Source organism: Cellulosimicrobium marinum, assembly GCF_020551945.1.
Taxonomy (GTDB): domain Bacteria; phylum Actinomycetota; class Actinomycetes; order Actinomycetales; family Cellulomonadaceae; genus Cellulosimicrobium; species Cellulosimicrobium marinum.
In genome coordinates this window covers 323,770-342,579 of record NZ_JAJBZH010000003.1, presented here as the reverse complement: position 1 = coordinate 342,579, position 18,810 = coordinate 323,770, and the positions used below count along the sequence as shown (strand labels likewise).

The 18,810-nt window shown below is 77.0% G+C and carries 13 protein-coding genes; 8 read left to right on the top strand and 5 right to left on the bottom strand.

Annotation, left to right across the window (positions count from 1 at the left end):
* The first annotated feature begins 28 nt into the window (after positions 1 to 28).
* On the top strand, positions 29 to 661 hold the full coding sequence (locus tag LGQ04_RS08730; protein ID WP_229243306.1) for a MarC family protein: 633 nt from the start codon (positions 29 to 31) through the stop codon (positions 659 to 661).
* Between the two features lie 52 nt (positions 662 to 713).
* On the opposite strand, the gene LGQ04_RS08725 is transcribed toward LGQ04_RS08730, so the two are convergent.
* On the bottom strand, positions 714 to 2,549 hold the full coding sequence (locus LGQ04_RS08725; RefSeq protein WP_229243305.1) for a chitinase: 1,836 nt from the start codon (positions 2,547 to 2,549) through the stop codon (positions 714 to 716).
* A gap of 201 nt (positions 2,550 to 2,750) precedes the next feature.
* On the opposite strand from LGQ04_RS08725, the gene LGQ04_RS08720 reads away from it, so the two are divergent.
* Positions 2,751 to 3,476: a FadR/GntR family transcriptional regulator gene (locus LGQ04_RS08720; protein WP_229243304.1), complete on the top strand. Its 726-nt coding sequence runs from the start codon at positions 2,751 to 2,753 to the stop codon at positions 3,474 to 3,476.
* Positions 3,473 to 4,663, top strand: coding sequence for a CynX/NimT family MFS transporter (locus LGQ04_RS08715; protein ID WP_229243303.1), 1,191 nt, complete (start codon positions 3,473 to 3,475; stop codon positions 4,661 to 4,663). Before LGQ04_RS08720 ends, LGQ04_RS08715 begins: the two co-directional genes overlap by 4 nt.
* 177 nt (positions 4,664 to 4,840) lie before the next feature.
* On the opposite strand, the gene LGQ04_RS08710 is transcribed toward LGQ04_RS08715, so the two are convergent.
* Positions 4,841 to 6,517, bottom strand: a complete 1,677-nt coding sequence (locus LGQ04_RS08710) for a DEAD/DEAH box helicase (protein ID WP_372470024.1) — start codon at positions 6,515 to 6,517, stop codon at positions 4,841 to 4,843.
* 331 nt (positions 6,518 to 6,848) lie between these two features.
* On the opposite strand from LGQ04_RS08710, the gene LGQ04_RS08705 reads away from it, so the two are divergent.
* Positions 6,849 to 7,550, top strand: a complete 702-nt coding sequence (locus LGQ04_RS08705) for a ferritin-like fold-containing protein (RefSeq protein WP_229243302.1) — start codon at positions 6,849 to 6,851, stop codon at positions 7,548 to 7,550.
* Positions 7,551 to 7,699: 149 nt separating this feature from the next.
* Here LGQ04_RS08705 and LGQ04_RS08700 read toward each other — a convergent pair whose 3' ends face one another.
* Positions 7,700 to 7,924, bottom strand: a complete 225-nt coding sequence (locus LGQ04_RS08700; RefSeq protein WP_229243301.1) for a DUF3107 domain-containing protein — start codon at positions 7,922 to 7,924, stop codon at positions 7,700 to 7,702.
* A gap of 82 nt (positions 7,925 to 8,006) precedes the next feature.
* On the bottom strand, positions 8,007 to 8,723 hold the full coding sequence (locus tag LGQ04_RS08695; protein ID WP_229243300.1) for a TetR/AcrR family transcriptional regulator: 717 nt from the start codon (positions 8,721 to 8,723) through the stop codon (positions 8,007 to 8,009).
* 66 nt (positions 8,724 to 8,789) lie between these two features.
* Here LGQ04_RS08695 and LGQ04_RS08690 point away from each other — a divergent pair, with 66 nt between their 5' ends.
* The 3 genes from LGQ04_RS08690 to LGQ04_RS08680 are packed head-to-tail and all read left to right on the top strand — an operon-like array spanning position 8,790 to position 16,656.
* A complete protein-coding gene (locus tag LGQ04_RS08690) occupies positions 8,790 to 9,767 on the top strand; it encodes a DUF3152 domain-containing protein (protein ID WP_229243299.1) in 978 nt (325 codons plus the stop codon).
* A gap of 56 nt (positions 9,768 to 9,823) precedes the next feature.
* Complete coding sequence (locus tag LGQ04_RS08685) at positions 9,824 to 13,189, top strand: UrvD/REP family ATP-dependent DNA helicase (RefSeq protein ID WP_229243298.1); 3,366 nt, start codon at positions 9,824 to 9,826, stop codon at positions 13,187 to 13,189.
* Positions 13,186 to 16,656: an ATP-dependent helicase gene (locus LGQ04_RS08680; RefSeq protein ID WP_229243297.1), complete on the top strand. Its 3,471-nt coding sequence runs from the start codon at positions 13,186 to 13,188 to the stop codon at positions 16,654 to 16,656. Before LGQ04_RS08685 ends, LGQ04_RS08680 begins: the two co-directional genes overlap by 4 nt.
* 43 nt (positions 16,657 to 16,699) lie before the next feature.
* Here the strand turns inward: LGQ04_RS08680 and LGQ04_RS08675 are convergent, their stop codons facing one another.
* Positions 16,700 to 17,623, bottom strand: a complete 924-nt coding sequence (locus LGQ04_RS08675) for a macrolide 2'-phosphotransferase (RefSeq protein ID WP_229243296.1) — start codon at positions 17,621 to 17,623, stop codon at positions 16,700 to 16,702.
* A 90-nt stretch (positions 17,624 to 17,713) separates the two neighbouring features.
* On the opposite strand from LGQ04_RS08675, the gene nudC reads away from it, so the two are divergent.
* On the top strand, positions 17,714 to 18,772 hold the full coding sequence (gene nudC / locus LGQ04_RS08670; RefSeq protein WP_229243295.1) for an NAD(+) diphosphatase: 1,059 nt from the start codon (positions 17,714 to 17,716) through the stop codon (positions 18,770 to 18,772).
* Positions 18,773 to 18,810 lie beyond the last annotated feature (38 nt).

Sequence of the window (18,810 nt, the reverse complement as noted above, 5' to 3'; positions counted from 1 at the left end):
CGCGTGGGGCGAGCACGGGGGGCGGACGATGAGCGACGTCCTGGACGTCCGGCTCTTCACCGAGGTGTTCGTCACGCTGTTCGTCATCATGGACCCGCCCGGGACGGTGCCGGTGTTCCTCGGCCTGACGAGCGCGATGGGCGCCAAGCAGCGCAACCAGGCGGCGCGGACGGCGATCCTCGTGGCGTTCGGCGTCATCGTGGCGTTCGCCGCGTTCGGCCAGCAGATCCTCAGCTACATGCACATCTCGCTGCCCGCGCTCCAGACGGCGGGCGGCCTGCTCCTGCTGCTCGTCGCGATGGAGCTGCTCACCGGGAAGATGGAGGAGCCGCAGCCGTCGGGCAAGGCGGGGGTGAACGTCGCGCTCGTGCCGCTCGGCACGCCGCTGCTCGCCGGCCCCGGCGCGATCGTCGCGACGATGGTGTTCGTGCAGCGCGCGCAGCAGCAGGGCGGCGGCGTGGCCGAGTGGGTCGCGATCGCCGCGGGCGTCGTCGCCGTGCACCTGTGCCTGTGGCTGGCGATGCGGTTCGCGAACGTCATCAACCGGGTTCTCGGCGACTCGGGCACGATCCTCGTCACGCGCATCGCGGGGCTGCTCCTCGCGGCGATCGCGGTGCAGCTCGTGGCCGACGCCGTCACGGAGTTCGTGCAGACGGCCTGACCGCGGGCCCGGCCGGTGCCCGGGGGCGGCGCGGCCCCCGGGCACCGCGGTCTCACGGCCAGTAGGCGTCGAAGTTCCGCGAGAACTCCCAGGCGTTGTAGCGGTCCCAGTTGATCGACCACGTCATGAGGCCGCGCAGCGCGGGCCAGCGCCCGTGGGTCTGGTACGACCCGCACCCCGTGCCCTTCGTCAGGCAGTCCAGCGCCTGGGTGACCTGCGCGGGCGACGTGTGCCCGTTGCCCGCCTGCGTGCTCGCGGGCAGGCCGATGGCGACCTGCTCGGGCCGCAGGGCGGGGAACACGCGCGACGGGTTCTTCGCGACGGGGAACCCGGTGAGGAGCATGTCCGTCATCGCGATGTGGAAGTCCGCGCCGCCCATGGTGTGGTACTGGTCGTCGAGGCCCATGATCGGGCCGGAGTTGTAGTCCTGGACGTGCAGGAGCGTCAGCTCGTCGCGCAGGGCGTGGATCACGGGCAGGTAGGCGCCGCACCGCGGGTCCTGGCCGCCCCACGGGCCCGACCCGTAGAACTGGTACCCCATCTGCACGAAGAACGTCTCCGGCGCCATGGTGAGGACGAAGTCGTCGCCGTACCGTGCGGTGAGCGTCTCGAGCGCCGCGATGAGGTGGACGACGACGGGCGTGGTCGGGTTGCGGAAGTCCGTGTCGCCGGTGTCGAGGGACAGCGAGTGGCCCTCGAAGTCGATGTCGACGCCGTCGAGCCCGTACGTGTCGATGATCGAGCTCACCGAGGCGACGAACGCGTCGCGCGCCGCCGGCGTGGTGAGCCGCACCTGTCCGTTCTGCCCGCCGATGGACAGCAGGACCTTCTTCCCGGCGGCCTGCTTCGCGGCGATCGCGGCCTTGAACTCCGCGACCGACTCGACGTTCGGGCACTCGGTCCGCGGGCACAGGCTGAACCGGATGTCGCCCGACGTCACGGACGTCGGCTCGCCGAACGCGAGGTTGATGACGTCCCAGCTCGCCGGGACGTCGGCGAGGCGCGTGTACCCCGAGCCGTTCGCGAACGACGTGTGCAGGTACCCGACGAGCGCGTGCTCGGGCAGCCCGCCGCCCGGCGGGGGCGGCGGCGTGTCGTCGCCGGTGGTGCGGGCGCGCAGCGCGGGCGACCGGCCGGACTCCCCGGCGGCGTTGCTCGCCGTCACCTCGAACCCGTACTCCGTCGCGGGGGCCAGGCCCGTGACGGTCGCGGCGGGGGTCGCGACCGTGGCGACGCGCGCGCCGTCGCGGTACACGGCGTAGCCGGTCGCGCCCGCGACGGTGTTCCAGGCGAGGGAGACGGACGTGTCGGTGGCGCCGGTCTGCAGCGGGCGGGCCGGTGCGGGCGGCGTCTGCGGCGTCCCGGTGCCGCCGCCGGGCCCGACCAGGCTCACGTCGTCGGCGTGGTACGCGGGCTGGCCGTACCAGCCGTGCAGGAAGACCGTGGCCGACGTCGCCGTCGCCGTGGTCGTGAACGTCAGGGAGAGCTTCTGCCACGTCGACGCGGACGGCGTCCAGGTGCTGACGTCCTGCGCGGTCGCGCCGCTCGCCCCCAGGTACACGTACGAGCCCTGCACCCATGCGGTGAGCGTGTACGTGGACGACGGCCGCACGGCGACGGTCTGCGCGCACCGCGCGTTGCTGCTGCCCGCGGGCGTGGCGCGCAGCGCGCCGGTGCCCGTGCGGGCCGGTGTCGTGACGACCTGGCCGGTGCCGCCCGCGCAGGTCCAGCCGGCCAGCCCCGACTCGAACCCGCCGTTGGTCGCGAGCTCGCCGTCGGCGGCGCTCGCGGGCGAGCCGGGGCCGAGGAGCGAGCCGGCGAGGGCCGCCGAGGCGACCAGGGCGAGGAGCCGGGTGATCCGGCGGCGCGGTGGGGAGGTGCGTCTCATGGTCGTCTCGCTTCCGTCCTTGGTGAGCGGTCCAGCGCAACGTCCTCCCGGTGCGCCGTGGTGGTCAACACCCGTACGAGGGACCCCGTACGCCCCGAGATCGGCAGACCCGGCCGAGATCGGCGAACCCGACCCGCCGACGTCGGCCAGGTTCGCCGATCTCGCCCCGACGACTCAAACAGGGGATGTTAGGGTCTTTCGGTGCCGCAGCCGATCACCCCGCCTCGCACGGTCTCCCAGCTCGTCGTCGAGCAGCTCGCCGGGCTCGTCGAGCGCGGCGAGTGGCCGGTGGGCAGCCGCATCCCGCCGGAGCCGGAGCTCGTGACGCAGCTCGGCGTGGGGCGCAACACGGTGCGCGAGGCGGTCCGCGCGCTGGAGCACGCCGGCATCCTCGAACCGCGCCGCGGCGACGGCACGTACGTGCGCGCCGCGAACGGGCTCGACGCCGCCCTCGGGCGACGCGCCCGCACGGCCGACGCGCTCGACGTCCTCGAGGCGCGGGCCGTCCTCGAGCGCGGGGCCGCCCGGCTCGCGGCGACGCGCCGCACGCCCGGAGCGCTCGCCCGACTGGAGTCCGCGCTCGCCGCGCAGGTCGCCGCGCGAGGAGCCGACGACGCCGCGTTCCAGGCCGCCGACGTCGCGTTCCACGCCGAGCTCGTCCGCGCCGCGGGCAACCCGCTGCTCGCCGAGATCTACGACGGCCTCGACCACGGTCTCGTCCGTGCGCTCGCGTCCGGCGCCGCACGACCGCACCACCGCGACGTCCCGGGCCACGAGGAGGTCGTCGCCTCCGTCGCCGCGCAGGACCCCGAGGCGGCCGAGCGCGCTGTCGACACGACCATCGCCGCCGTGCGCGAGCACGTCGTCGCCGCGCTCGCCGCCGCCGAGGGGACGTCCGGGGGGTCCGCGGACGGGGCACCGGCGTGAGCGTCGGACGCCGGCCGCTCGGCGTCGCCGCCGTCGTCGCCATCGTCCTCGCCGCGCTCAACCTGCGGCCCGCCGTCGTCGCGATCTCGCCCGTCCTCGGCGAGATCCGTGCCGACCTGGGCCTGAGTGCCGGTGCTGCCGGGATGCTCACCACGCTGCCGGTCCTGTGCTTCGGCGCCCTGGCGCCCGTCGCCCCGGTGCTCGCCCGGCGCTGGGGGCTGGAGCGGGTGCTCCTCGCGAGCCTCCTCGTGCTCTCGGTCGGGTTCGCCCTGCGCCTCGTCCCCGACACGTGGGCGCTGTTCGCCGGGACGCTCGTCGCGGGGTGCGGGATCGGCGTCGGCAACGTGCTGTTGCCCGCCCTCGTCAAGCGCGACTTCGCCGACCGCGTCGGCCTCATGACCGGCCTGTACTCGATGTCGCTCGCCGGCGGCGCCGCGCTCGCGGCCGGGCTCACTCTCCCGGTCGCGGCCGCGGCGGGCCTCGACTGGCGCGGGGCGCTCGCGACGTGGGGACTCCTCGCCGTCGCGGGGGCGCTCGTCTGGGTGCCGCGGGCCGCGCGCGCCACCCTGCCCGGACGGACCGGGCTCACCGGGGCGGGGGTGCCGTCGGCCGGTCGGGACTCCGTCTGGCGCAGCCCCCTCGCGTGGGCCGTGACCGCGTTCATGGGGACGCAGTCGCTCTCGTTCTACGCGACGAACGCGTGGCTGCCGGAGATCGCGGTCGACCAGGGCCGCACGCCCGAGGCCGGCGGGTGGCTCCTCGCGCTGTGCAACCTCGTCGGCATCCTCGGCTCGTTCGTCACCCCCGTCCTCGCCGGGCGGATGCCCCGCCAGCGCGGCATCGGCCTCGTGCTGGTCACGCTCGTCGGCGGCGCGATGCTCGGCCTCGCGCTCGCCCCGGGAGCGGCGGTGCTCTGGGTCGTGCTGCTGGGGCTCGGTCAGGGCGGCGGCATCAGCCTCGCGCTCATGCTCATGGCGCTGCGCGCCCGCGACGCCGCGCACACGAGCGAGCTGTCCGGCATGGCGCAGTGCGCCGGGTACGGGCTGGCCGCGTGCGGCCCGCTCGGGGTCGGGCTCGCCCACGACGCGAGCGGGGGCTGGACCCTGCCCCTCCTGCTCCTCGTGGTCGCCGCCGCCGCCCAGGGCGTCGCGGTGTGGTTCGCGGGGCGCGACGCGCACGTGCGCTGAGACGCCCGGGCAGGGCGCCCGGCGCAGGACGTCCGGCGCAGGACACCCGGTGCAGGCACCCGTGCAGGGACCCCGTGCACGACGGCGGCCCCGGACCAGCACCGACCGTGGGGTCGTGCCGGCCCGGGGCCGCCGTCCGAGGAGCCCTCCGGGGAACCGCCCCGGGACCGCTCCCGGCTACTCCGCGGCGGGCGCGCCGCCCTGCTGCTCCACCGGCTTGCCGCCGCGGGTGCGGCGACGGTTGCGCGACCGACGACGACGCTCGCCGCCCTCGGCCGCCGCGTTCTCGCCCGCGGCCCGCTCGCCGTCGGCCCGCTCGCCGCCCTGGCGCGCCTCGCGCGCGGTGTCCCGGCCGCCCTGGCCCTGGTCGCCACGACCACGACCGCTGCCGCCCCGACCGCCACGACCCGACCGGTCGCCGCCGCGCCCCCCATCGCGGGAGCCGCCACGCCCTCCGTCACGGTCCGAGCGCGTCGGGGTGTGGCGCTTGCCGGTCTCCCCGAGGTCCTCGACCTCCTCGGCGTCCAGCCCGGCGAGGGTGCGCTTCTCCTTCGGGAGACGCCCCTTCGTGCCCGCGGGGATCGACAGGTCGGTGTACAGGTGCGGAGACGTCGAGTACGTCTCGACCGGCTCGGGGATGCCGAGGCCCAGCGCCTTGTCGATGAGCGACCAGCGCGGCACGTCGTCCCAGTCGACGAACGTGACCGCGGTGCCCGTGTTGCCCGCGCGACCGGTGCGCCCCGTGCGGTGCAGGTACGTCTTCTCGTCCTCGGGGCACTGGTAGTTCACGACGTGCGTGACGTCCTCGACGTCGATGCCGCGCGCGGCGACGTCGGTCGCGACGAGCACGTCGATCTTGCCGTTGCGGAACGCGCGCAGCGCCTGCTCGCGGGCGCCCTGCCCGAGGTCGCCGTGGATCGCGCCGGACGCGAACCCGCGGTCCGCGAGCTCGTCCGCGACCTTCGCGGCCGTGCGCTTGGTCCGGGCGAAGACGATCGTGCGGCCCCGGCCCTCGGCCTGCAGGATCCGGGCGAGCACCTCGACCTTGTCGAGCGCGTGCGCCCGGTAGACCACCTGGGCGATGTTCTTCACCGTCTGGCGGCCGTCGTCGTCCGGGTCGATCGCGCGGATGTGCGTGGGCTGCTTCATGTAGCGGCGCGCCATCGAGACGACGGCGCCCGGCATCGTCGCGGAGAACAGCATCGTGTGCCGCTGCGCGGGCGTGCGGGCGAGGATCTTCTCCACGTCGGGCAGGAAGCCGAGGTCGAGCATCTCGTCGGCCTCGTCGAGCACGACCGTGTTCGCGCGCGTGAGGTTGAGGTGCCCCTGGTTCATGAGGTCGATCATGCGGCCCGGCGTGCCGACGACGACCTCGACGCCGCGCTGCAGCGCCTCGACCTGCGGCTCGTACGCCCGGCCACCGTAGAGCTGGACGATGCGCACGCTGCGGCGGCGGGACGCGGTCTCGAGGTCCTTGGCGACCTGCACGGCGAGCTCGCGGGTCGGCACGACGACGAGGGCCTGCGGCTTGCCGGGGGAGGGGAGGGCGTCGAAGCCGTCCTCGCCGGGGGCGACGACGCGGTGCAGCAGCGGGACGCCGAAGCCGAACGTCTTGCCGGTGCCGGTCTTCGCCTGGCCGATGATGTCGTGCGCCGACATCGCGACGGGCAGCGTCATCGCCTGGATGGGGAAGGGGTGGGTGATGCCCGCGTCGGCGAGCGCGTCGACGATCTCCGGGCGGACGCCGAAGTCGGCGAACGACGTGTCGTCGGCCTGCACGCTCGCGGCGACGGCGCGCGCGTCGGCGCTCACGTCGGGCGTGGTCTCGGTGGTGGTCGCGTCTGTGGTGGTCACTGGTGCCTCTGTCTCGTGCGGCGCACGCGACCTCGGGGCGGGCCGCCGTCGTGACGGTCCCGCGGCCCGGTGGGCCGTTCGGTCGTGAGCGCTTCGTGGCCGGCAGCCGATCGTGGATGTCGTGGCGCGGACCCGTGGGACGGGGCCGCTCCTGCCGTCGCCGCACGAGGACGGGCGTCGCCCTGCGTGCCGGCCGGGGCCGGGACGGGCGCGTGAGGTCGGGACGACCGGGCAACCGATGTACCCGGCCATGGTATCGGACACCGCGGCCATCACGGTGGAAGCACGGTGGAAGCACGGTGGAAGCACGCCGCACCACTATCCTGGCCGGATGACCGACGCCGCCCCGCACGCCCGGACGTCCACGTCGACGGCCGACGCGATCGAGCTCCTCGGTCTCGTCGCCTACACCGAGCTCGCAAGCTTCGGGCGACTCGCCGGCGACGCCGCGCACGCGCCGACGCTGCGGCAGCGGCAGACCCTGTCCCGGATGGCGGCGTCCCTGCTGGAGCGGCAGGGCACGGTGCTCGAGCGCGTCGCCGAGCTCGGTGGCGACCCCGAGTCGTGCATGGCGACGTTCGACGGGCTCTTCGACGACTTCGACGCGCGCACCCGCCCGAGCACGTGGTGGGAGGGCATCCTCAAGGGGTACGTCGGGCAGGGGGTCGCCGACGACTTCTGCCTGCTCACCGCGGGCGGGCTCGACGACCGCTCGCGCGACGTCGTCGTCGGGTCGCTCACGCAGGACGCGCCCGCGGACCGCACGGCACCCGTGATCGCTGAAGCCGCCGCCGCCGACGGTGTGCTCGCGTCGCGCCTTGCCCTGTGGGGCCGTCGGCTCGTCGGCGAGGCGCTCGGCGTCGTGGGCGTCGTCCTCACCGAGCACCCCGCGCTGGAGCGTCTCGTGGCCGACGCGATCGCCGAGGGCGGGGTCGACCGGCGCGCGAGCGCGGACGAGACGCGCTCGGCGGTCTTCGCGCACCTCACGGCCGAGCACACGCGGCGCATGGACCGCCTGGGCCTCGCCGCCTGAGACGCGCCGCCCGAGCCCCCGGCCCCCAGGCCGAGAGTCTCTGCTCCCGGGGTCACGAGGCTCGGGCGCCGGGAGCACCGTCCGGGAACGCGGACGGCCGCCGTCCCGGGGACGCGGAGGTCCCGGGCGGCGGCCGTCGGGCCGGGCGGTCAGAGCGAGCCGAAGCCGACCTTGCGCTGCTCCTCCGTGCCGATCTCGACGTAGCCGAGCGACGCGGAGGGGATGATGACACGGCGTCCGCGCGAGTCCGTGAGCTCGAGCGCGGGGGCGCCGGCCAGGGCGTCCGCGACGGCCTGGGCGACGTCCTGCGCGGACTGGTCCGTGTCGACCACGAGCTCGCGGGCCAGGTTCTGCACACCGATCGTGACTTCCACGGGATCTCCTCACAGCGGCCGCGGGTGGCGGCGGTTCGACGGGTCGCGGGCGGTGGACCCGCCGCGACGTCGTCGATAGTAGTCAGATTCCGTCGGCGGGCGCGCCCGCCGACGGGCGACGCAGCATCCCGTGGACGCCGCGCCACACGAGGCGGGGCACGAGGCGCACGACGTCGTCCGCCGTCGTGGTCCCGTCGGGTCGCACCGCCTCCGTGGCGGCGGCCCGCCCGACGGCGGTGCAGGTGCGGGCGACGACGAGCGCCTCGGCGGGGTCGAGGTCGGTGATGCGGCCCAGGACGTCCGCGAACGCCCCCGCGATCCGCGTGTCGGGCGCGAGCACGCGGGCGCGCACCGCCGGGTCGCGCATGACGTCGGACTCGAAGAGGAGCGCGGCGCTGCGGCCGGCTGTGCGCGCGTACGCGACGTAGGCGCGCACGATCCCCTCGAGCACGGCGAGCCCGTCCACGGCGAGCGCGTCGAGGTCCTCGGGCCCGGTGCCGGGCGCGGGGTCGCGGAACGGGTCGAGGACGGCCTGCACCGACCGCACGAGCCGCTCGCCCTGCTCGTCGACGATCGCGAGGTAGAGGTCGAGCTTGGACGGGAAGTGCCGGTACAGGACCGGCTTGCCGACGCCCGCGCGGTCGGCGATGTCGTCCATGGAGATGTGGTGGTAGCCGTCCGTCGCGAAGAGCTCTTCGCCGATCGCGAGGAGCTGCGCGCGGCGCTCCGTCCGCGGCATGCGCGTGCGGACCGGCCCCGCGTCGACCGCGCGGGTTCCGGGGGCCGTGCCGTCCGCCATGGCGCCGAGGATACGGGCACCGCGGCCGTGGTCGACCGCCGCGTCGAGGAGTGGGACGATGGGCGCGTGCCCGACCCTGCCGTCCCGACCCACCGCCCGCGCGACGTCGTCCGGACCGGGTGGCCGCCCTTCGTCGCCGTGGTGGCCAGCCTGGGTCTCGGGTTCGGCGCCGGTGCGGCGACCGCGGAGGTCGTCGAGGTCCCCGGCAGCACGGTGCCGACGCCCGCTCCCGTCGCCGCGGAGCCGGACCCCACCGTCGAGGAGGCCGCGCCCGCGTCGCGCGTGGACGCGCGCGACGCCGGACCGCGCGTCACGAGCCGCAGCGAGGAGACGCGCTCGGCCGTCGGGGCGCTCCCCCTGCCCGACGCCCTCGCGCCGCTCGCCCCGGTCCGCCCTCCGGAGCCGGTCGAGCCCCCGGTGCCCGTCCCGACGGCGCCCGAGGTGCCGCCGACGCCCGCACCGGCCCCGGCAGAGCCCGTCGCGGAACCGGGCTCGGGCCTCCTCGGGACCGAGGTCGAGCCGGACCTGGGGGGCGTCCTCGTACCGGTGCCGGGCGAGGTGGACGCGCCGGGCGAGGGCACGGTGCGCTCGGTGCGCGTCGAGGTCGAGGACGGGCTGCCCGTCGACGGCGAGGTCCTCGCGGAGGCCGTGCTCACCACGCTCAACGACGCGCGCGGCTGGGGCGCGACGGACGGCGTGACCTTCTCCCGGACGGGGGGCGACGAGCCGTCGATCCGGGTCGTGCTCGCCAGCCCCGCGACGACGGACCGGCTCTGCGCGCCGCTGCAGACCGAGGGGACGTACTCGTGCGGCAATGCGGCGACCGGCGTCGCCGTCCTCAACTTCGAGCGCTGGGTCCTCGGCGCGCCGGACTTCGGCGACGACGTCGCGACCTACCGGCAGTACCTCGTCAACCACGAGGTGGGCCACGTGCTGGGGCACGGGCACGAGTCGTGCCCGGGGGAGGGCGAGGTCGCTCCGGTGATGGTGCAGCAGTCGATCAGCACCGAGGGCTGCCTGCCCAACGGCTGGCCGGCGCCCTAGGGTCCGTCGCCGGGCGCCGCCCGACCCGTGTCGGTGGCCCGTGGTTCGATCACGTGGTGCTCCGGACCGCTGCCCCCCGTCTCGTCGTGCCGGCTCTCGACACCGAGGCCCCGGTCGTGCTCGACGACGCGCAGCGGGCCGCGGTGGAGGCGGCGTCGCACCCCGGCGCGACGCTCGTCGTCGGCGCTCCGGGCACGGGCAAGTCGCTCGTCGCGCAGGAGGTCGTGCTCGCGGCCCTCGACGGCGGGACGGACCCGGGCCGGGTGCTCCTGCTCGCGGCGTCGCGCCGTGCCGCCGCGGCGGCACGGGACCGCCTGTCGGCGCGTGCGCGCCGGACGGTCGGCGCGCCCATGGTCCGCACGGCAGCGTCGGCGGCGTTCGCCGTCCTGCGCGAGCGCGCGGCGGCACTCGGGGAGCCCGCCCCGACCCTCGTCTCGGGGCCCGAGCAGGACCTCGTGCTCGCCGAGCTGCTGGAGGGGCACGCCGCGGAGGGCGGTGCGCGGCTGGAGCTTCCGCCCGGTCTTCCCGCCGAGGTCCTGGGCCTGCGCGGGCTGCGGCAGGAGCTGCGGGACCTGCTCATGCGCGCCGCGGAGCGTGGTCTGACGCCGGGTGACCTCGAGGACCTCGGGCGCCGGCACGAGCGGCCGGAGTGGCTGCTGGGCGCCGCCCTGTACGGGGAGTACCTCGACGTCACCGCCCTGCGCGGCAGCACACCGGACGCCGGGGCGCGCCTCGACCCGGCGGTCGTCGTCGACGAGGCCGCGGAGGCGCTCCTCGCGTGGACCGACGAGGTGCCGCACGTGCCGCGGCCCGGGTGGGACCTCGTCGTCGTGGACGACTACCAGGAGGCGACGGTCGCGACGGCGCGCCTCCTGCAGGTGCTTGCCGACGACGGCGCCCGGCTCGTGCTGCTCGCCGACCCGGACTCCGCGGTCCAGGGGTTCCGGGGGGCGAGCCCCGGGCTCGTCGGGCGGGCGTCGGCCCCGCGCCGCCGGGGTGCACCGGGTCGGGGCGAGCTCGACGCGCGCGTCGCCGTGCTCGGGACGGCGTGGCGCCAGCCCGCGGCGCTGCGGGACGTCACGCGGCGGGTCTCCCAGCAGGTCGGGACGCTGTCCGGTGCGGTGCACCGCGGTGCGGCCGCGCGCCCCGGCGACGCCGAGGACGTCCCCGCCCCGGGCGCCGGGCGGGACGGCGACGCCCCGGCCGTCGAGGTCGCCGTGCTCGCGGGACCGGCGCAGGAGGCGGCGTACGTGGCCCGCGAGCTGCGGGCGGAGCACCTCCTGCACGGGACGCCGTGGCAGCGGATGGCGGTCGTGTCGCGGTCCGGGGGGCGGCTGGCCGCGCTGCGGCGCGAGCTCGTCGCCGCCTCGGTGCCGGTGACGCTCCTGGGCTCGGACGTCCCGCTGCGGGACGAGCCGGCGGTCGCGCCCCTGCTCGCCGCGGTCCGCGTGAGCGTCGCGGAGCCCGACGAGGACGCTCTCGACCCGGCGACGGCGGCGCTGCTGCTCACGTCCCCGCTCGGTGGCCTCGACGTGGTGACGCTGCGCAGGCTGCGCCGCGCCCTGCGCGCCGAGGAGCTCGACGGCGGCGGCGGCCGGTCCTCCGACGCGCTGCTCGTCGAGGTGCTCGCGGACCCCGCGCGGGCGGCGACGCTGCCCGCGACGGTGCGTCGCGGGCCGGTCGCGGTCGCCCGCGCGCTCGCGGCCGGCCGGGAGGCGGCGGGCGAGCGGGGCGCGACCGCGCAGACGGTGCTCTGGGCGGTGTGGGCCGCGACCGGGCTGGCCGAGCGGTGGCGCGGTGCCGCGCTCGACGGCGGTCCCGCGGGTGCGCGCGCCGACCGCGACCTGGACGCCGTGCTCGCGCTGTTCCGGGCGGCGGAGACCTTCGTGGACCGCATGCCCGGTGCGCCGGTCGCCGCGTTCGTCGACTACCTCGCGTCCCAGGACCTGCCCGCGGACTCGCTCGCCGCGCGGGCGAGCGGCGCCGGGGCGGTCGCGGCGCTCACCCCGGCGGGCGCCGCGGGCGGGGAGTGGGACGTCGTCGTCGTCGCGGGCGTCCAGGACGGCGTCTGGCCGGACCTGCGCCTGCGCGACTCGCTCCTGGGCTCCCAGGCGCTCGTCGAGCTGCTCGCCGGCCGGACCGACGACGCGCGCGGCGTCGGTCCGCAGGCGCGGGCGCAGGTGCTCGCCGACGAGCTGCGCGCGTTCGTCGTGGCGACGTCGCGCGCGACGCGCCGGCTCGTCGTCACCGCCGTGGAGGACACCGAGGACGTGCCGTCGGTGTTCTGCGACCTCGTCGTCCCACCGCAGGACGGGCCGGGCTGCCCGGACCCGGACCCCGACGGCGTGCCGGGCGGCGGGTCCGGCCTGTCCGGCGCTCCCGCCGGGGTGCGCCGTCGTGTGCGGGTCGGCGCGCCGCTCGACCTGCGCGGCGTGGTCGCCGCCGCCCGGTCCGTGCTCGTCGCCGACGCCGCGCGCTCGGCTCCCACGACGGCCGGACCCGGTGCTGCTCCCGCCTCCGCGGCGCCGACGCACACCGAGGACCCGGCGGCCACGGCCGCGGCGGCCCTGCTCGCGGACCTCGCCGCGCTCGACGTGCGCGAGGCGCGGCCGGAGTCCTGGTACGGCGTCGCCGGCGTGTCGAGCACGACGCCGCTGCGCGCCCCCGAGGAGACCGTCACGGTGTCGCCGTCGAAGGTGGAGACGGCCACCACCTGCCCGCTGCGGTGGTCGCTCGAGGCGGCGGGCGGCACGGCCCCCGACGCCGCGCACCAGAACCTCGGCACGCTCGTGCACTCCATCGCCGAGTCGGCCCCCGGCGGCTCGCTCGCGCAGCTGCGCGCGGAGCTCGACCGGCGCTGGCCGGAGCTCGCGCTGCCCGACGGGTGGCCCTCGCGCCAGCTGCGGCGGCGCGCCGACCGGATGGTCGTCAAGCTCGCGGAGTACCTTGCCGGGGCGGGCGAGGCGCTGCTCGTCGAGCCGTCGTTCGACGTCACGGTCGGGCGCGCCCGCCTGCGCGGGACGATCGACCGGGTCGAGGACGCCGGGGACGGCGCGGTGCGCGTCGTCGACCTCAAGACGGGCCGGCGCACGGCCACGAAGGCCGAGGGGGCGGAGCACCCGCAGCTCGGCGCGTACCAGCTCGCCGTCGAGGAGGGCGGTCTCGACCTGCCGGAGGGCACGCGCAGCGCCGGCGCCCAGCTGGTCTACGTCGGGAGCACCCACGTGGGCCACGCGGTCGTCGCGCAGCCGGCCCTCGACCCCGGGCCGGACGGGTCGAGCTGGGCGCGCGACGTCGTCGAGGACGCCGCCGGGACGATGTCCGCGGCGACCTTCACGGCGCGGCAGAACGGTCTGTGCGAGGTGTGCCCCGTGCGGCGGTCCTGCCCGGTGCAGCCCGAGGGACGGAAGGTCGTCGCATGAGCGGGGAGCTGTTCGAGCTGCCGGAGACACCGCGGCCGCGGCCGGTCGCGGTCGCGTCGCCCGGCACCGCCGGGGACGGTGCCGCGGGGGAGCGTGGGGCACCCGGCACCGGGACGCCCCGGCTTTCCGCGACGCAGATCGCGGACCTCCTGGGACGCCCGCGGCCCACGACGGAGCAGGTCGCCGTCATCGAGGCGCCGCTCGAGCCCGCGCTCGTCGTCGCGGGCGCCGGGTCGGGCAAGACGGAGACGATGGCCGCGCGCGTCGTGTGGCTCATCGCCAACGGGCTCGTGGCGCCCGACGCGGTGCTCGGCCTGACGTTCACGCGCAAGGCCGCGGGCGAGCTCGCCGAGCGCGTGCAGGTCCGTCTCGCCCAGCTCGCGCGGGCGCGCGGCACCGCGGCGTCCGCGCTGTCCCTCCTCGACCGGCCCACCGTCGCGACGTACAACGCCTACGCCGCCTCGCTCGTCGCGGACCACGGGCTGCGCGTCGGCGTCGAGCCCGGGGCGCGGCTGCTCGGCGAGGCGCAGCAGTGGCAGCTCGCGTCGGAGGTCGTCGAGAGCTGGGACGACGACCTCGGGACCGACCGGGCGGTGAGCACCGTCGTCGCGGCCGTCCTCGGCCTGTCCGGGGCGCTCGGCGAGCACCTCCTGGAGCCCGACGCCGCGCGCGAGCGGCTCGCGGACATCGTCGCCACGCTCGACGGGCTGCCCCTCGGGCCGCGGCAACGGGCGCGGACGAAGGAGGTCACGAAGCTCGTCGGCGACGTCGCGGAACGCGTCCGGTTGCTCGACGTCGTGGCGGAGTACCGCCGTCGCAAGCGTGCGACGGACTCCCTGGACTTCGGCGACCAGGTGGCGCTCGCGGCGCGGCTCGCGCGGGAGGTCCCGGTGGTCGGGACGACGGAGCGGTCGCGGTACCGCGTCGTCCTGCTCGACGAGTACCAGGACACGTCGCACGCGCAGGTCGAGCTCCTCGCGGGGCTGTTCGGCGACGGGCACCCCGTCACGGCCGTGGGCGACCCCCACCAGTCGATCTACGGCTGGCGCGGCGCGAGCGCCGGCGGGCTCGCGCGCTTCCCGGAGCGGTTCCACCACCGCGACGGCGGACGGTCCGCCGTGCACCTGCTGTCGACGTCGTGGCGCAACGACGCCGCCGTGCTCGACGCGGCGAACGTGACGTCCGCGCCGTTGCGGGAGCCGGGCACGGGCACGTCGGTCGTCGTGCCGCCGCTCGCGCTGCGCCAGGACGCGGGGCCGGGTGTCGTGCGCGCGCACGTGGCGACGACGGCCGAGGAGGAGGCGGCGGCGGTCGCCGAGCTCGTCGCGAGCCGCTGGCGCCCGGCGGGGGCCCCCGGCGGGCGTGTCACGGCCGCGGTGCTGTGCCGCAAGCGGAGCCAGTTCCCCGCGATCGAGGTGGCGTTGCGGCGCCGCGGCCTGCCCGTGGAGGTCGTGGGCCTCGGCGGGCTGCTCACCACGCCGGAGATCGTGGACGTCGTCTCGCTGCTGGAGGCCGTGCACGACCCCTCGCGCGGTGACGCGCTCGTCCGTCTCCTCACCGGCCCGCGGGTGAACCTCGGGGCGGCGGACCTGCACGCGCTCGGGTCGCACGCGGCCGACCTCGCGCGGCGCGACGGCGGTCCGTCGGGTCGCCCGCACGGCGCGGCGTCCGCGGTCGTGGAGGGCGACGTCGTGGACCACCGGTCGGTCGTGGACGCGCTCGACGACCTTCCCGAGCCGGGTGCCGCGGCGACCGACGGCCGGGTCCTCAGCCCGGCCGCGCGGAACCGCCTCGGCGTGCTGGCGGGGACGCTGCGCGCGCTGCGCAGCCTGACGTACCTGTCCCTGCCCGAGCTGGTCGTGGAGGCCGAACGGGCTCTCGGCCTCGACGTCGAGGCCGTCACGACGGCGTCCCTGCTCGCGCCCGGCCGCGTCGTGGACCCGGACGCGGTGAGCGACCGTGCCCGCGAGCACCTCGACGCGTTCCGCGACGTCGCGGCGACGTTCGCCCAGACGGCGGACGTCGCGACCCTGGGCGCGTTCCTCGCGTGGCTCGGCGTCGCGGCGTCGCGCGAGAACGGGCTCGACCTGCCGGTGCGGGAGCCGGACCCGGACGCCGTGCAGGTCGTCACGGCGCACGCCGCGAAGGGCCTGGAGTGGGACGTGGTCGCGGTGCCGGGCCTCGTGGACGGGGTGTTCCCGACCGTGGCGCGCTCGGCGTCCGGCACGCGGGCGGACAGCGGGTGGCTCACGGACGTCTCGCAGCTGCCGTACCCGCTGCGCGGTGACGCGGCGGACCTGCCCGCGTTCCGCTACGACCTCGCGGGCGACACCAAGGACCTCGTGGCACGCCGGGACGAGTTCCGCCAGGCGTGCGGGGAGCACCTGCTCGCGGAGGAGCGGCGCCTCGCGTACGTCGCGTTCACGCGGGCGCGCCACGAGCTGTTCCTCAGCGCGTCGTGGTGGCAGACGGGGTCGACGCCGCGCGCGCTGTCCCCGTTCCTCCTGGAGCTGGTCGAGGCGGGGGCGGTGCGCACGGACGGGTGGGCGGCCCCGCCGGAGGCGGGCGCGACGAACCCGCTGGAGGACGTCGAGGTCACGGCCACGTGGCCGGCGCCCGACGACGCGGCGCCGGGCAGCGCCCGCGCGGTGCTGCGGGCGACGGCGGAGCGGGTCGGGCGTGCCGCGGCCGAGCGCGCCGCCGCGCGGGTCGGCACGTCGGTCGCCGACGACACCGGTGGGCCCGCCCTCCTCACCGCGCCCGAGGGGCACCTGCACGACGAGGACGGGCGCGACCTCGTCGCGACCGCGCGCGTGCTGCTCGCGGAGCGGGCCGACCGCACCGGCGGCGCCGTCGCGCTGCCGCCCCACCTCTCGGCGTCGGGCCTGGTCCGGCTCGCGAGCGACCGCGAGGAGTTCGCGCTGCACCTGCGCCGGCCGGTGCCGAGCGAGCCGACCGTGCACGCGCGGCGCGGGACGAGCTTCCACCTGTGGGCGGAGCGCTACTTCACGAGCGCGTCGCTGCTCGACGTGGAGGACCTGCCGGGCGCGGACGACTCGGGCCTCGACCCGGACCTGGACCTCGACGCGCTGCGGCGTCGGTTCCTCGCGTCGTCGTGGGCCGCGCGGACGCCCCTCGCGGTCGAGGTCGACGTCGAGACGCCCGTGGGCGGCACGGTCCTGCGCTCGCGGATCGACGCGGTGTTCCCCGAGCTGCCGCAGGACGCCGGCGGCGCGGACGACGCCGTCGTGGTGGTCGACTGGAAGACGGGCCGGGCGCCGTCGGACCCGACGGCGCGCCGTCACCGGGAGGTCCAGCTCGCCGTGTACCGGCTCGCGTGGTCGCGATGGTCCGGCCTACCGCTGGAGAAGGTGAACGCGGCGTTCTACCACGTGGCGTCCGACGAGACGGTCCGGCCCGAGCGCCTGCTCGACGAGGCGGAGATCGAGGCGTTGCTGCGCGGCTGAGGCGGGCGCCTCGGGAGCGGGGCCGCGCGGGAGGTGGGGCCCCTCAGTCCTGGTCGTCCGCGCGGGTGGCGTCCTCGAGGTCGGCGAGCATGTCGAGGGCGTCGGCGACGACGTCGTCGAGACCGTGGCGGACGCCGTGCAGGAGCCACCGGGCGACGGCGAGCTCGCCCACGAGCAGCGCCCGGTCGGCGAGGTGGGAGTCGGTGAGCTCGGTCCGGCGCAGCTGGTACGCCTCCATGACGGAGTCGACGGCCTCCGGCGGTGCGGACACGAGGAGCCAGGCGAGGTCGTCCGCGGGGTCGGCGACCCGCGCGTCGGACCACCCGGTCACGGCCGTGACGCGACCGCGCGTGACGAGCACCTGCTCGGGCCCGAGGTCGCCGTGCACGACGACCGGTCGAAAGCGCCACAGCGCGACGTCCTCCAGGGCCTTCTCCCAGCGGCGCAGCAGCGCCGTGGGGACCTTCCCGGTGGCCGCGGCCTCGTCGAGCTCGGCCATGCGGCGCTGCCGGTACTCCTCGGCGTCGTAGGACGGCAGCCCGGCGTCGTCGACGATCGCGCGGGGGAGCTCGTGGACCGACGCCACGACGCGACCGAGGTCGGCGGCGAGCCCGGGGCCGGGTGTCAGGGCGTCGACGTCGAGCGGGACGCCCTCCACGGTTCGGTGCACGACGGCGCGCCCGCCCTCGGGCAGGACGGCGGTGCCGCTCACGCGCGGCACGGTGAACGACAGCACGCCGGACTCGGCGAAGTGCTGGAGCGACGCGAGGAGCTCGGTCTCGGCCTCGAGCGCCGCCCCGGCCTGGAGGGTGCGGGGTGCGCGGACCGTCCAGCGCGTGCCGTCGGCGTCCGTGACGACCGCGGTGTCGTAGTCGCCCGGGTCCTCGACGGGTCGTGCCGTCCGCGCGTCGAGGCCGGGTACGGCCGCGGTCGCGAGGGCGGCGAGGGTCAGCGCTGAGCGGGGCACCCGACCACGGTAGTCGGCGCGGTGACCCCGCGGCGGGACCCACGCCGTCGCACCGTCGCCGACGGCCCCGCCGTCGCCTACGGTCGGTGCGTGAGCACCGTTCCCCTGCCGACCCCGTTGCCCCAGCCGCTCGACGCCGCCCCGGTGGACCGGGCGGCGCACCGCCGCACCGAGCCCGACCTGGTCCGGAGGCTCCTCGCGGAACCCGCGACGCGGGTCCTGCTGGTGCACCGAGGGCGGCTCGCGGTGGACCCCGGCGGCGGCCTGGCGCTGCTCCCGGGGCCGTCGCTGGAGGGCCTGGGACACGACGGGCACGAGCCGCGTGCGGGGTACGAGGGGCAGGAGCGGTACGAGGGGCAGGGGCGCCACCGGTGGCTCTTCCTCGGCGAGGACGTCCCGGCCGCGGGGGCGCGGCCGGCGTCCTACCTGGCGCTCGTCCTGCCGGACGACGCCGACGCGGAGGAGGTCGACATCGAGGGCGTCGACCCCGCGGACCCGCTCGCGGTCCTCGCGCGCTCGCACGCGTGGTCGGGGCTGCGCGAGCTCACGGCGGTGCTCGCGCCCGCCCCGGCGTCGCTCGCGACGGAGGCCGTGGCGCTCGCCGCGTGGCACGCCGCGCACGAGCGGTGCCCGCGGTGCGGGGAGCCGACCGTCGTCGGCTCGGCCGGGTGGACGCGCCGGTGCCCCGCGCAGGGTGTCGAGCTGTACCCGCGCACCGACCCGGCCGTGATCATGGCCGTCGTGCACGAGGCCGAGGACCCGGAGGACGAGCGGCTCCTGCTCGGGCACGCGGCGCACTGGCCGGACCGCCGCTTCTCCACCCTCGCGGGCTACGTCGAGCCGGGCGAGTCGCTGGAGCACGCGGTGCGGCGCGAGGTCCGCGAGGAGGTGGGGGTCGAGGTGGGCGAGGTCGCCTACCGGGGCAGCCAGCCGTGGCCCTTCCCCGCGTCCCTCATGCTCGGGTTCGTCGCCCGGGCGCTCACGACCGACCTGCGGCCCGACGGCGTGGAGCTCACCGACGCGCGCTGGTTCACCCGCGCGGCGCTGCGGCGGGCGGTGGACGCCGGGGAGGTCCTGCTGCCGGGCCGCGGGTCGATCGCGCGGTCCCTCGTGGAGGACTGGTTCGGCGGGGAGCTCCCCGGCGTGTGACCGGTGCGGGAGGTGCCGGTGCGGGAGGTGCCGGTGCG

Bases quoted from the DNA above. Each gene is read 5' to 3' on its own strand.
- LGQ04_RS08730 (WP_229243306.1), top strand. From the start codon at position 29: ATGAGCGACGTCCTGGACGTCCGGCTCTTCACCGAGGTGTTCGTCACG.
- LGQ04_RS08725 (WP_229243305.1), bottom strand. From the start codon at position 2,549: ATGAGACGCACCTCCCCACCGCGCCGCCGGATCACCCGGCTCCTCGCC.
- LGQ04_RS08705 (WP_229243302.1), top strand. From the start codon at position 6,849: ATGACCGACGCCGCCCCGCACGCCCGGACGTCCACGTCGACGGCCGAC.
- LGQ04_RS08695 (WP_229243300.1), bottom strand. From the start codon at position 8,723: ATGGCGGACGGCACGGCCCCCGGAACCCGCGCGGTCGACGCGGGGCCG.
- LGQ04_RS08680 (WP_229243297.1), top strand. From the start codon at position 13,186: ATGAGCGGGGAGCTGTTCGAGCTGCCGGAGACACCGCGGCCGCGGCCG.